The 12,941-nt window shown below is 64.9% G+C and carries 14 protein-coding genes; 12 read left to right on the forward strand and 2 right to left on the reverse strand.

Annotated elements, in window-relative coordinates; all coding sequences use genetic code 11:
* Positions 1-51 precede the first annotated feature (51 nt).
* Entirely contained in the window at positions 52-1,506 is a 1,455-nt protein-coding gene (locus tag PHS32_RS03360; RefSeq protein ID WP_301077388.1) for a PLP-dependent aminotransferase family protein, read from the reverse strand.
* Between the two features lie 95 nt (positions 1,507-1,601).
* On the opposite strand from PHS32_RS03360, the gene PHS32_RS03365 reads away from it, so the two are divergent.
* The 12 genes from PHS32_RS03365 (at position 1,602) to PHS32_RS03420 (ending at position 12,120) form a co-directional block, all read left to right on the forward strand.
* Complete coding sequence (locus PHS32_RS03365) at positions 1,602-2,090, forward strand: OsmC family protein (protein WP_301077389.1); 489 nt, start codon at positions 1,602-1,604, stop codon at positions 2,088-2,090.
* The gene (locus PHS32_RS03370) at positions 2,087-2,728 is read left to right on the forward strand and encodes an FMN-binding negative transcriptional regulator (protein WP_301077390.1); all 642 of its coding nucleotides are present in this window, start codon (positions 2,087-2,089) and stop codon (positions 2,726-2,728) included. The genes PHS32_RS03365 and PHS32_RS03370 overlap by 4 nt, the downstream gene beginning before the upstream one ends.
* Positions 2,725-3,195 (forward strand): GNAT family N-acetyltransferase, encoded by a 471-nt coding sequence (locus PHS32_RS03375; protein ID WP_366143458.1) that lies wholly within the window; start codon positions 2,725-2,727, stop codon positions 3,193-3,195. The genes PHS32_RS03370 and PHS32_RS03375 overlap by 4 nt, the downstream gene beginning before the upstream one ends.
* A 174-nt stretch (positions 3,196-3,369) precedes the next feature.
* Positions 3,370-3,789: an MAPEG family protein gene (locus PHS32_RS03380; protein ID WP_301077391.1), complete on the forward strand. Its 420-nt coding sequence runs from the start codon at positions 3,370-3,372 to the stop codon at positions 3,787-3,789.
* A gap of 140 nt (positions 3,790-3,929) precedes the next feature.
* Positions 3,930-4,937, forward strand: coding sequence for an AraC family transcriptional regulator (locus PHS32_RS03385; protein WP_301077392.1), 1,008 nt, complete (start codon positions 3,930-3,932; stop codon positions 4,935-4,937).
* Positions 4,938-5,147: 210 nt separating this feature from the next.
* Entirely contained in the window at positions 5,148-6,374 is a 1,227-nt protein-coding gene (locus PHS32_RS03390; RefSeq protein ID WP_301077394.1) for an ATP-binding protein, read from the forward strand.
* Positions 6,375-6,680: 306 nt separating this feature from the next.
* Positions 6,681-7,289 (forward strand): HD domain-containing phosphohydrolase, encoded by a 609-nt coding sequence (locus PHS32_RS03395; protein ID WP_301077395.1) that lies wholly within the window; start codon positions 6,681-6,683, stop codon positions 7,287-7,289.
* Positions 7,290-7,357: 68 nt separating this feature from the next.
* Entirely contained in the window at positions 7,358-8,581 is a 1,224-nt protein-coding gene (locus tag PHS32_RS03400; RefSeq protein ID WP_301077397.1) for an efflux RND transporter periplasmic adaptor subunit, read from the forward strand.
* Between the two features lie 26 nt (positions 8,582-8,607).
* Positions 8,608-9,297: an ABC transporter ATP-binding protein gene (locus PHS32_RS03405; RefSeq protein ID WP_301077398.1), complete on the forward strand. Its 690-nt coding sequence runs from the start codon at positions 8,608-8,610 to the stop codon at positions 9,295-9,297.
* A 21-nt stretch (positions 9,298-9,318) separates the two neighbouring features.
* Entirely contained in the window at positions 9,319-10,485 is a 1,167-nt protein-coding gene (locus PHS32_RS03410) for an ABC transporter permease (RefSeq protein ID WP_301077399.1), read from the forward strand.
* 22 nt (positions 10,486-10,507) lie between these two features.
* Positions 10,508-11,824, forward strand: coding sequence for an ABC transporter permease (locus PHS32_RS03415; protein ID WP_301077400.1), 1,317 nt, complete (start codon positions 10,508-10,510; stop codon positions 11,822-11,824).
* Positions 11,825-11,847: 23 nt separating this feature from the next.
* Positions 11,848-12,120, forward strand: a complete 273-nt coding sequence (locus PHS32_RS03420; protein WP_301077401.1) for a KTSC domain-containing protein — start codon at positions 11,848-11,850, stop codon at positions 12,118-12,120.
* Here PHS32_RS03420 and PHS32_RS03425 read toward each other — a convergent pair.
* Positions 12,092-12,832, reverse strand: coding sequence for a Crp/Fnr family transcriptional regulator (locus PHS32_RS03425; protein WP_301077402.1), 741 nt, complete (start codon positions 12,830-12,832; stop codon positions 12,092-12,094). The genes PHS32_RS03420 and PHS32_RS03425 overlap by 29 nt on opposite strands.
* Positions 12,833-12,941: the final 109 nt, after the last annotated feature.

The raw sequence follows: 12,941 nt of genomic DNA on the forward strand, positions 1-12,941 counted from the left end.
TCCCGCCCGGGATCAGGGTCGGACAGGCAGGGCCTTGATCCAGGCGGTGTCTCACAGCAAGTTCCCCAGCGTCGCGGCGGCCGCGCGCAGCGCAGCCGTGTCATAGCCGGCGTAGCCGAAGAGCCAGCCGCGGCGCGGCGATTCGATGCAGTAACGTGACAGCGGCGCCACAAAAACACCGGCGGCCTGGGCTCGTGCCGGCAGCGTCAGGTCGTTCCGGCCGATGGGCAGTTCGTGCAGCAAGTGCAGGCCTTGCTCGCTCGGCCGCAGCAGCAGCTTGCCCCGGCTGGCTTTTGCCAGTGCCGCTATCAGCACCGCCTGACGCTGCGGGTACAGCTCGCGCATGCGGCGCAAGTGGCGCAGCAAGTGGCCTTCGGTGATGAAGCGCGCCAGCACCTGCTGGGTGGCGCCGGGGGCGTGGCGGTCGCTCAGTGCGCGGGCCATGGCAAAAGCACTGGCCAGCACCTGCGGCAGCACGATGAAGCCCAGGCGCAGACCCGGATGCAGGGTTTTCGAAAACGTGCCCACGTACAGCACCCGATCCGCCCGCGGCAGGCTGCACAGGGCCGGCAGCCGGTGCGTGCCGTACTGAAACTCGCCGTCGTAGTCGTCCTCCACCAGCCAAGCGCGCCGGCTGTTGGCCCAGTCCAGCAGCGCCAACCGGCGCTTCAGGCTCATGCGCACGCCGGTCGGGAACTGCGAGGTCGGCGTCACCACCGCCAGCCGGGCGGCGCTCCAGCGCGCGGCGGCCTGCTCGACCACGAAGCCCTCGCCGTCCACCGGCACCGGGCGCACGGCGACGCCATGGCCGGTCAGGCTGGCCCGGATGCCGGGGTAGCCGGGGTCTTCCACCAGGGCCTCGTCACCGACGTCCAGCAACAGGCGGCCGATCAGGTCGATGGCTTGTTGCGAACCGGAACACACCAGGACCTGAGCCGCCTCGCAGCGGATGCCACGCGAGGCCCACAGCCACTGGGCAATGGCTTCGCGCAGCGCCGGCGCACCGGCCGGGTCCTGGTACTGCGCCTGCGCCATCTGCTCGGCTTTGGACGACTGGCGCGCCAGCCGGTCCCACACGGCAAAGGGAAAACTGGCAACCTCCGGCACACCGATGCGAAACGGCTGCGCCGGCTCTAACGGCGGGTTCCAGCGCAGCGCGGTGTCGGCAATCAACTGCCCGCGGTGCGACAGACCGGCGACGATGGCCGGACGCAGCGCCGGGCCTTTGCCGGAGCGCTGATTTCGAGTTTTCCCCAGGGTTCCCAGGTCCGGCGCCACGTAGCTGCCGTCGCCGACGCGGGCCACCAGGTAGCCCTCGGCCTGCAGCCGCTCCAGCGCCCACAGCACGGTGTTGCGTGACACGGCCAGGGTGCGGGCCTGCTCGCGCGAGGCCGGCAGGCGCGCGCCGGCCTTGAAGAGGCCTTGTTCGATGGCGCGGCGCAGTTCCAGGTAAACCTGCTGGCGCAAGGTCTCGCCGCGCGGCTTGGCTGCATTGGCTCTTTTCATCGTCGTCAATTGGCCCTTCACAAAACGGTAGAGTTTTATAAACTGAAGAACCATTGTAGAAACCCTTGCCACCGCAAGCCAACTGAAAGTTCACCATGGCCCAGCACCTCTGCACCGTTACCTGGCAGCGCGACGCGCAAGCCTTTGTCGACCAGCGCTACAGCCGCCGCCACACTTGGCACTTCGATGGCGGCGCCCAGGTGCCGGCCTCGGCGTCGCCGCACGTTGTGCCCTTGCCGTATTCCGACCCGGCGGCGGTAGATCCGGAAGAGGCTTTTGTCGCCTCCTTGTCGAGCTGCCACATGCTCTGGTTTCTAGGCTTGGCCGCCAAGGACGGCTGGCTGGTGGACAGCTACCGCGACGAGGCCGTGGGCGTGATGGCGCGCAACGCCGAAGGCCGCCTCGCCATGACCCGCGTCACGCTGCGCCCGGCCGTGCAGTTTGGCGCCGGGCGCAGTCCCACGCCGGACGAGTTACGGGCCTTGCACCACCAGGCCCACGAGGCGTGCTTTATCGCCAACTCGGTCAAGACCGAGGTGCTGTGCGAACCCGTGTTGGAAGCTCAAACCAGGCCTGCGCCATGACTTACCTGCCACCCCACTTTGAAGAGACCGACACGGCCACGCTGCAGGCGCTGGTGCGCGCGTACCCGCTGGCCACCTGGGTGGTGCAGCAGCAAGGTGAGCTGCTGGTCAATCAGATTCCGTTTCTGCTGGACACCCACCGTGGAGAACACGGGACCTTGCTGGGTCACGTGGCGCGCGCCAACCCGGTCTGGCAGGCGCTGGCAGAAGGGGCTTCGTCGGTCGCCCTGTTCACCGGACCGCAAGCCTATGTGTCGCCCAACTGGTACCCCAGCAAGCACGCCCACGGCAAGGCCGTGCCAACCTGGAACTACGCCACCGTGCATGCCCATGGCGTGCCCCAGGCAGTTGACGACCCGGCACGGGTACTCGATATCGTTACCCGCCTGACCCAGGTGCATGAGGCCGGGCAAGCCCTGCCCTGGCAGGTGTCCGACGCGCCGGCCGACTACATCACCAGCCTGCTCAAGGTCATCATTGGCATCGAGATCCCGGTGCAGCGCTGGGTCGGTAAATGGAAAGTCAGCCAGAACCGCCCGGCCGCTGACCAGCAAGGTGTTGCCGCCGGGCTGAGCGGCCAAGGCAGCGAGGCAGCGGCGCAGATGGCGGCCCTGGTACAGCAAAGGAGCAAGCTATGAGCATGAGCACGACAACGCAAGCCGGCGGGCCTATCACGGTGGATACCCTGAGGCCCGAAGACTATGCGGCCTGGCTGCGCCTGGCGCGGGGCTACAAGACTTTCTACGAAACGGAACTACCCGAGTCAAGCTACCAGCAGACCTGGCAGCGCTTGCGGCAGGGGGACGGCGTCTTTGCCTTCGCGGCCCGGGTCGACGGGCAGATGCTGGGCATCACGCACTACCTGTTCCACCCCAGCACCTGGTCGGCCGACGTCTGCTATTTGCAGGATTTGTTCGTCGACCAGGCGGCGCGCGGCCAGGGCGTGGCGCGGGCCTTGATAGAGCAGGTGGCGCGTACGGCCCGCCAGCGCGGTGCACCCCGGCTGTATTGGCTGACGCAGCAAAACAACCAGCGTGCGCGCCGGCTCTACGACCGCGTCGCCAGCCACCACGGTTTTATCCGCTACGACTATCCCGTGGCCTGAGGCCGCCAAGCCGGACCCGGTCGTGCGTCGAACGGATGCGAGAGGCGCCAGGACGCCAAAACATCCAAACATTTCCTTGAAGCGATGGTTTGTGCAAACAAACAAGTTGTTTCAGTGATTTTCACAACTGCGGCAAAGACCTAAATTACCTCCAACTTCCGTGAAAGGTAATCAATGTCCACACCGCTGCTACCCCTGTCCCCCGAGCTGAGTTCTGTCGCCATGTCGGCGCTGTTGACCAGCATCCTCTGGATTCCCATCATCGTCAACCGCCTGCTTGAAATGGGGCCGTGGAAGGCGCTGAAGAACCCCCAGCCCGATGTGCGTCCCCACGCCGACTGGGCCTACCGCCTCGCTTGCGCGCACCGCAATGCGATCGAAAACCTGGCGGTGTTCGCGCCCCTGGCGATCCTGGTTCATTTACTGGGCGCGGGCAACGCCCTGACGGCCACCGCCGCCAGCGTATTCTTCCTGAGCCGCCTGGCGCATGCCTTGATCTATACCTTGGGCATCCCCTTGCTGCGCACCATTGCTTTCGTCCTTGGTTTTGGGGCTCAGGCCGTGATGGCCTGTCGCATCTTCGGCTGGCTCTAGCGCGAACTGTAGCGCCGCCGTTCCTGCAAAACACCGTGACACCGCGCTGATGTTGACCCGGCAACAGCGTTGCGCCTGGACATTTGAACTGGAAGTGCGCCCCTGGGCGGAGAAGTGGTGAGGCAGAATCGAGCCCATTGATGAAAACTGCCGAGTCCTCAGCAAATTCAAGCCCCCTCCATCGCGGCGACGATCTGCTGAGCAATGCCTTGCGCTCGCTGCACATCAGTGGGACGTTGTTGCTGCGCGAGGTCTATTCATCGCCCTGGGCGGTGGCCATTGCCAGCGCTGACGCCTTGATGCCGCTGCTGGACGTCAAACCCGGGACACGCGTCGTCGCCTTTCACCTGGTTGAGTTCGGTCATTGCGAAGTGCAGACCGCCAGCGGGGCCAATGAAGTCCTGCAAGCCGGTGAAATGGTGATTTGCTTTGGCGGCGAAGAGCACCGGATTGGCCAGGGCAAGCCCTCGCGTGTCGATACCGTTCAAGCCCTGCTGGCAGGCGGGCCGAATCTGCAGCACCCCGATGCCACCGGCAGTCCTGCCAGCGCGTCGCTGATCTGCGGCGTCTTCCTGCTCCAGCACACCGCCTTCAACCCCTTGTTTGCCGCATTGCCGGCGCTCATGCGGGCGAGCTTGTCGCGCCCGGGCGAATTGAACAACCTGTCGGGCATTGCCCGCTTGATGCTGGAGGAAATCGAGAGAGGAGGATTGGGCGGCGGCTATGTCATCGAGCGCCTGCTGGAAGTGCTTTGCGCGCAAGCGGTGCGCGCCTATCTGCAAACGGCGCCGCGTCACCCGGCGGGGTGGGTGCGCGCCATCCAGGACCCGGTGGTCGGGCGCGCCATGGCGGCGATTCATTCGCGGCCCGGCAGCGACTGGTCGGTGCCGCGACTGGCCCGCGAGGTCGCCATGTCGCCGTCACGCTTCGCGGCCCGGTTTACCGATTCACTGGGGGACAGTCCCATGGCCTACCTTGCCAAATTGCGCATGAATGTGGCGTGCCGGCTGCTGAGCACATCGCAGACCGGAATCGACCAGATTGCCGCCGACGTCGGGTACGAAAGCGCGGCGGCATTCAACCGCGCTTTCAAGAATCACCTGGGGTTGGCGCCCGGTGCCTGGCGGGCTCACGCGGCTGCGACATAAGCACGCTGGGCAGCGCGGGTGGCGCGGGGTGGCTCGCCAGCACGGCTTCATCCGCTGCGACTGCCCGATGGCTTGGGGGATGGAAGCGTGCATCGTGCCAGTTCAATTTCAATTGGCGAACATAAAAGGTTTCAATTAGCCGAACCCTAAGATTACAATTAGCCGATGCTCACTTTGCCACTCTCACCCGCTGCCCCAGCGCTGCTTCGCATGACGCAAGCGAGCTTGCAAGCCAGTTTGGCGGATACCCCGGTGGTGCTGATTCAAGGCCCTCGGCAATGTGGCAAAACCACTCTGGCGCGTACCGTGGCAGAACCTGCCGGCTACGGATACATCAGTTTTGACGATGACAACCTGGTGCGCGCGGCGCAGGCCGATCCATTGGGCTTTGTGACCGACCTGCCGCCCAGGATGGTGCTGGACGAAGTTCAGCGCGTGCCCGAGATTTTTACGTCCCTCAAGCTGGTTGTCGACCGCGATCGCCAGCCGGGCAGGTTTTTGCTGACCGGTTCGGCAGACGTGCTTTTGCTGCCCAAGCTGGCTGATTCTCTCGCTGGGCGGCTCGAAGTGATCCGCTTGCATCCCTTGGCGCAAGTCGAATTGCGTAAGCAGGAAGCCTGTTTTTTAGGGCAACTCTTTAGTGCGGATTTCAAATCCACTGCGTCCGAACGCATGGGCCTGGCGCTGGCCGAGTTGGTGGTTGCGGGGGGCTTTCCGGCGGCACTGACGCGTCCTGCGGTACGTCGACGGGCTTGGTACCAGGCCTATGTGCAAACTCTGATCCAACGCGACGTGCGCGACCTGGCACGCATAGCAGCGTTGGATGTGATGCCACGTTTGCTGGAATTGGCGGCAGGTCAAACCGCGCACCTGTTCAACGTCAGCGAGTTGGCGGGCCCCTTTGGCCTCAGCCGCCCCACGGTGCGAGATTACCTGACCCTGCTGGAGCGGGTGTTTCTGGTTGATGTCTTGCCGCCTTGGCACGTGCGACACATCAACCGCCTCGTCAAGACGCCGAAATTGCATTTGGGCGATACCGGGATTGCAGCCGCGTTGTTGCGACTCGATGCCGGGGCCTTGCATGTCAACCGGGCGTTGCTGGGGCAGTTGCTGGAGACCTTTGTTTTTCAGGAGTTGCGCCGCCAAGCCAGCGCCCACGCCGAGGTCATTGCCTTCTATCATTTTCGCAATCGCGATGACCATGAAGTGGACATCGTGCTGGAGCAAGGGGCGGTGTTGGCCGGTGTCGAGGTCAAGGCCTCTGGCACGGTGCGAACGGAAGATTTTCGTGGCCTGCGAAAACTCCAGGAAATTGCCGGACAACGTTTCGCCTGTGGCGTGGTGTTGTATGACGGTGAGGCCAGCCTGCGTTTTGGGCCACGTCTGTTTGCACTGCCGATGCGGACTTTGTGGGCGGATCGGTCTGGACATGGGTGAGGATGTCCGGGTTTTGTCAGTCATTTTGGTCCTGGCCCTGGGCGGACTTATGTGCTTCAGCAAGCCCCCCGTGAGGCGGCATACGCAGCATGCCCTGAAGGCCTTGGGCGTGCAGCTTCCGATCGACGACTTCGGGAAATTCGGACGTCGCCCGCAGTCGCAAGCTGTGATGGGGTGCGGCGTCAAAGCGACGTTTCGCCAATAACCCTTGTCGGCAAAGGCTTTTTGGCGCGGGTACAGTCCCGGAGATCAGCCCGCAAGAAGGCCAGGCGATAACAAAATCATATTCTCCTGGAGGTGGATAAATTGGACCAGGAAGACCCTGTCTACGTCGTTCTCCACAAGTACACCAAAGCCTTGACCTCGGCGCTGGGTTACCGCGATACCTTGACACGGCTTCATTCCGAGCGTGTGCTGGGTCTGGCCACTCAAATCGGGCTGGGCTGTGGCCTGCGTGGCGCGGAGCTGGGACGGTTGAAGATTTCCGCCTCGTTTCACGATATCGGCAAGATTGGCATACCGGACCGCATCCTGCTGAAGACGTCGCCGCTCGACGAAGCCGAGTGGGTCATGATGAAACAGCACTCCGAAATGGGTCAGCGAATCCTGGCCGCAACGGAAATCGAAGGAGCGCAAGCAGCCTCGCTGGTCATCCGGCACCACCACGAGCATTACAACGGGGGTGGCTATCCCGACGGCCTGGCCGGAGAGCAAATTTCAATTTGCTCGCGCATCATCAGCATCGCCGATAGCTATGACGCGATGGCTGCCACCAGGTCCTACCATCGCGCGAAGACGCACACCGAGATCATGGCCATCCTGCAGGCCGAAACCGGCGAACGACACGACCCGGAACTGATGCGTGTCTTTTGCGGGATCATCGAATCCAGCGAATTCAGGACGGCCTCAAACTAGAATGACGGTGCCTGCACTCGTCGCGCTGTTGCAGCATCAAGGAGGGAACTGAAATCGACGCAAATTTGTTGAACGACTTGCGCATTGACGGCCGGCAACGCGAAGATGAGGGCGGATCGCCACGCTGGTTGTGGCCGGTCGTGGGCGTTGCCGTGGTCCTGGCGCTGCTGGCCGGCGCGCTCTGGTGGTTCCTGTCGGTGCGATCCATCGCGGTACAGACGGCCACTGCCGTGGCAGCGGGCGCGGGCGGGTCCAACGCCGCGGTGCTGCAAGCCACCGGCTACGTCACGGCGCGGCGTCAGGCGACGGTCTCGACGCAGATCACCGGCACGCTGACCCAGGTCTTGATCGAAGAAGGCGACCACGTTCAGAAGGGCCAGGTGATCGCCCGCCTGGAAGACAGCAGCCTGCGCGCCGGCCTGAACGTGGCGCGGGCCAATATCCTTTCGGCACAAGCCCAGATAAGCCAGGCGCAAGCCCAATTGAGCCAGGCCGAGGCCGATGCGCGCAGGCAGAACGAGCTGGCTGCCAGCGGCATGCTCTCCAGGCAGGCGGCCGAGCAGGCGCGCACCGCGGTCGCCACCTTCGCCGCCCAGCTCGAAGCGCGCCGGCGCGAGGCCGATGCGGCACGCGCACAACTGGCACAGGCACAGGTCAACTTCGATTACACCGTGGTGCGCGCGCCGTTCTCCGGCGTGGTCACCGTGAAAGCGGCGCAGGTCGGCGAGATCGTCTCGCCGCTGTCGGCCGGCGGCGGCTTCACGCGCACCGGCGTTGGCACCATCGTCGACATGGATTCGCTGGAAGTCGACGTCGACGTCAGCGAGGCCTATATCGGCCAGGTGAAACCCGACATGCCGGCCGAATCGGTGCTCGATGCCTACCCCGACTGGAAAGTGCCCTCGCACGTGATTGCCATCGTGCCGACGGCCGACCGCGGCAAGGCGACCATCAAGGTGCGCGTGGCGCTGGAGCAGAAGGACCCGCGGCTGGTGCCCGACATCGGCGTGCGCGTCTCCTTTCTCGGCTCCAAGCCCGCCGCCACGGCAACGCCGGCGCCCAAGGGCGTGCTGGTGCCGCCGCAGGCGCTGGCGCAGCGCGACGGACAGAGCGTCGTCTTCGTGGTGATCGACGGCAAGGCGCAACAACGCATTGTGAAGCCGGCGCCGCGGGACCTCGGCGCCATGAAATTGCTGCCCGACGCGGTGAAACCGGGTGAGCAGGTGGTGCTTTCACCGCCGGCCGCACTGCACGACGGCTCCGACGTTAGAATCGCCGGCGAGACCCGCTGACCACTGTCACATCAAGAGGACGACTCATGGGAAAACTCATCGAAATCCGCGACCTCTCGAAAGTCTACGAACGTAGCAAACAAAAGGTTGAGGTGCTGCACCACATCAACCTCGACGTCGACGAAGGCGACTTCATTGCCCTGATGGGCCCGTCGGGGTCCGGCAAGACCACGCTGCTCAACCTGATCGGCGGGCTGGATCTGCCGTCCGGCGGCAGCATCAGCGTCGGCGGCCAGCGCATCGACCAGCTTGGCGCGGCGGCGCTGGCGAAATGGCGCGCCGCCAAGGTCGGCTTCGTGTTCCAGTTCTACAACCTGATGCCCATGCTGTCGGCGCAGCGCAACGTTGAACTGCCACTGCTGCTGACCAAGCTGTCGGGCGCCGAGCGCAAGAAGCGCGCCGCGATCGCGCTGCAACTGGTGGGCCTGGCGGACCGCGCCGTCCACAAGCCGACCGAGTTGTCGGGTGGCCAGCAACAGCGCGTGTCGATCGCCCGCGCCATCGTCTCCGACCCGTCGCTGCTGGTCTGCGACGAGCCCACCGGCGACCTCGACCGCCAGTCGGCCGAGGACGTTCTGGGCCTGCTGCGCGCCTTGAACCGCGAGCATGGCAAGACCGTCGTGATGGTCACGCACGATCCCAAGGCCGCCGAGTACGCCAACCACACGCTGCATCTGGACAAGGGCAGTCTGGTCGAGTCGGCGACAACGCACTGACACCTCTTCCAGGAGGCCGCGATGAAGTACCTGCACCTGATCTGGGCTTCCCTGTTCCGGCGCAAGACGCGCACCTTGCTGACGCTGGTGTCCATCGTCACCGCTTTCCTGCTGTTCGGCATGCTCGATGCGGTGCGCAGCTCTTTCAGCCAGGCCGGGCAAAGCGCCAACGGCGCGGCGCGGCTGCAGACCGGAGCCAAGCTGTCGTTCATCCAGCCGCTGCCGAAGTCGCTGCTTGGGCAGATCGAACGTGTCGACGGCGTGAAGTCGGTGACGCACGCCAACTGGTTCGGCGGCGCCTATCAAGACCCGCACAACCAGGTTTTCAGCTTCGCGGTGGCGCCCAACTACCTCGACCTTTTCCCCGAGGTGGCAGTCAGCCAGGCCGAGCGAAAAGCCTTCGCCGAGACGCGCACCGGCGCGCTGATCGGCGAGCGGCTGGCGCAGAAGTACGGCTGGAAGGTCGGCGACCACGTGCCGCTGCAGTCGCAGATCTTCCCCGACAAGACCGGCAGCAAGAACTGGCAGTTCGACATCGTCGGCATCCTGCACGCCACCGACAAGAAGACCGGCGGCTTCTTCGACCAGATGTTCCTGCTCAACTGGAAATACTTCGACGACACGACGCCCTACAACCAGGGCAGCGTGGGCTGGTACGTGACGCGCGTGGTCGACGTCAACCAGGCCGACCGGGTGGCGAAAGCGATCGATGCGCTGTCGGCCAACTCCGACCACGAGACACGAACCCAGACCGAACAGGCCGCGACCGCCTCGTGGATGAAGCAGCTCGCCGATATCGGCCTGATCGTCGGTTCCATCATGGGAGCCGTCTTTTTCACGCTGCTGCTGCTGTCGGGCAACACCATGATGCAGGCGGTGCGCGAACGCACCAGCGAGATCGCGGTGCTCAAGACGATTGGCTTTTCCGGCCGCAGCGTGCTGGCCATGGTGCTGGCCGAATCGGTGCTGCTGTTGCTGCTGGGCGGCATCCTGGGGCTGGCCCTGGCGAGCGTTGTCATTCCCGCGGTCAGCGCCGGCAGCGGCGGCATGCTGAACCTGCCGCCGGTGGGCGCCGGCAGCTGGGGCCTGGGCCTGGCGTTGATGCTGCTGATCGGCGTTCTGGTCGGGGCCTTGCCGGCATGGAACGCGATGCGGCTGAACATCGTCGACGCCCTGGCTGGGCGCTAACAGCCATCACAAGGAGAAGCGCGTGGCCTGGTTGATCAACGTCTTGTTGTTCCTGTTCCTGCTGGTCGCGATGGCGGGGTGGGTGATGCTGCCCTGGCCCGGCGCCGTTGCGTTGGCGCTGTTGCTCGCGGCCTGGCTGCTGCTGACGCGGCGCGGGCGCCAGGCGCAGTCGGTCGCCGTGGTGGGCATCAGCACCTTGCGCCAGCGGCTGGGCGCGTCAGCGGTCATCGTCGTCGGCATCGCCGGTGTCGTTGGCGTGCTGGTCGCGCTGCTTGCGATGGCCGAGGGCTACAGCGAGACGCTGCGCAACACCGGCAGCACCGACACCGCGATCGTGATGCGCGGCGCGTCGGCGTCCGAAGTCGCTTCGGTGCTCGACCGCGAGAGCGTGACGCTGATCCAGCAGGCGCCCGGCATTGCGCGCGATGCCAAGGGCGAGCCGATCGCGTCGAACGAAATTGTCGTCGCCGCGAATCTGCCGGTAAAGGGCGGCGGCCCGGACGAGACCGGCAGCGTGCAGCTGCGTGGTGTCAGCGAACAAACCTGGACCGTGCGGCCGCAGGTCAGGATCGTCGCCGGGAAGCGCTTCGCGCCCGGCCTGCGCGAACTCGTCGTCGGGCGCGGCGCGGCGCGGCAGTTCGCCGGCCTGGAGCCCGGCCAGGAGGTGCGCCTGGGTACGCAGAAGTGGACGGTGGTGGGCGTCTTCGCGTCCGGCGATGCGATGGAATCCGAGATCTGGGGTGACGTCAGCGTCGTCGCCGACACCTACCGCCGCGGCAGCAGCCGGGGCTCCGTCACCGTGCGTCTGGCCGGCCCGCAGGCCTTCGCTGTATTCAAGAACGCGCTCGATGCGAACCCGCAGCTCAAGGTGGATGTCAGCACCACGCTCGACTACTTTAGCAAGCAGTCGGAACAGGTGAGCAAGGTGCTGCGCATCATCGGCATCACGGTCGGCGCGATCATGGCCATCGGTGCCATGTTCGGTGCGCTCAATACCATGTTTGCCGCCGTCGCGGCGCGCGCCCGGGAGATCGCAACCCTGCGGGCGATCGGGTTTTCCGGCTTGCCGGTGGTGGTGGCGGTGATGCTGGAGACCATGCTGCTGGCGCTGATCGGCGGCCTCATCGGCGCTCTGGCGGCCTACCTGATCTTCAATGGTTATGGCGCCTCGACCATGGCGGCGGGCTCGGTGGGCAAGCTCAGCTTCGAGCTGCGTGTGACGCCCGGGCTGCTCTGGACCGGCTTGCAATGGGCGCTGGCCATCGGCTTCATCGGTGGTTTGTTTCCGGCCATGCGCGCCGCTCGGGTGCAGGTGGCCACGGCACTGCGCGAGCTTTGAGCGTTGCGGGAAGTCGAAACGCCATGCCGACCAAGACCTTCAGCAACGGCCGCATCAGGAAGGCCGACTACGACGCCGCATCGCAACAGCTGGACCTGCATTGGGACAACCAGACCGTCCTGGCCTACAAGCAGGTTCCGCCAGAGGTCTATCGGCGGCTTTGCAGCGCCCCCAACCCGACCACCTACTGGGAGGACCGAATCGCCGAGGAGTATCCGAAGGGCGCTCCGATGAAGCCCAGTGCCGCTTCGGATGGAGCAAAGAAGCTCAGTGACCTGTTTGGCGGCGCTGACTGAGGGGTGCGAGGAGCGGGCCGGCTGCTTCGAGTTTGCGCAAGTCCAGGATCTCGATCGACCCCCGATTGCGGCGAATCGATCCCGCCTGTTCCAGTTCCTTTAGCGCAAGATTGACGGTCTGGCGCGACAACGACAACATCAGCCCGAGCTGTACCTGCGAGATGGAAACCACGCGGCTGGTACGGTCAGTCCAGGCGCCATAACCCTGGGCCATGCTCAGCAGTCGGCGTGCCAGCCGGGTCGTCGGTGGCAACAGAAAGATGTCCTCCATGGCAACGAAGACGGCACGCAGCTTTTGCGTCAGCAGGCGGCCAAAATGCCGCCAGTAGTCGGGTCGCTGGGCCAGCATCCGCTCCAGTGTGGGTTGTGTCACCCGGAGCAGTTTCGCATCCGACTCGGCCCAGGCATCATGGGTTCGCGCTTCGTGGTCAAACAAGGCAATCTCACCAAACCATTGCGCCGACTCCAGCATCGCCAGGATGGCTTCCCGGCCATCATCGGTGATGCCCGTGACCCGGACCACACCGGTCAGTACGCAGTAAATCCCGTCCGGCGCGTCGCCTCGCGCAAACAGGCGTTGGCCGGCGGCCAGGGTCCGGATTTGGGCGTTCTCCAGCAGCGCGTCGCGCATGGCCTGCGGCAGGGAGGCGAACCAGCCGCCCGGGACGGTCAGGGCGGTCGAATCGGACTTGGGATTGATTTGAGTTGACATGTTTACGTCTTGTGTCGGGCATCCGACATTGCGCTGCACCGGATTGGCGGATCATGGAGAGATTATCAAAGGAGACCCTTGCGCAGGCTGCCAATTGTCAGCCCGGCCA

The sequence above is a fragment of the Rhodoferax sp. genome (assembly GCF_028714215.1).
In the GTDB taxonomy this organism is placed as follows: Bacteria; Pseudomonadota; Gammaproteobacteria; order Burkholderiales; family Burkholderiaceae_C; genus Rhodoferax.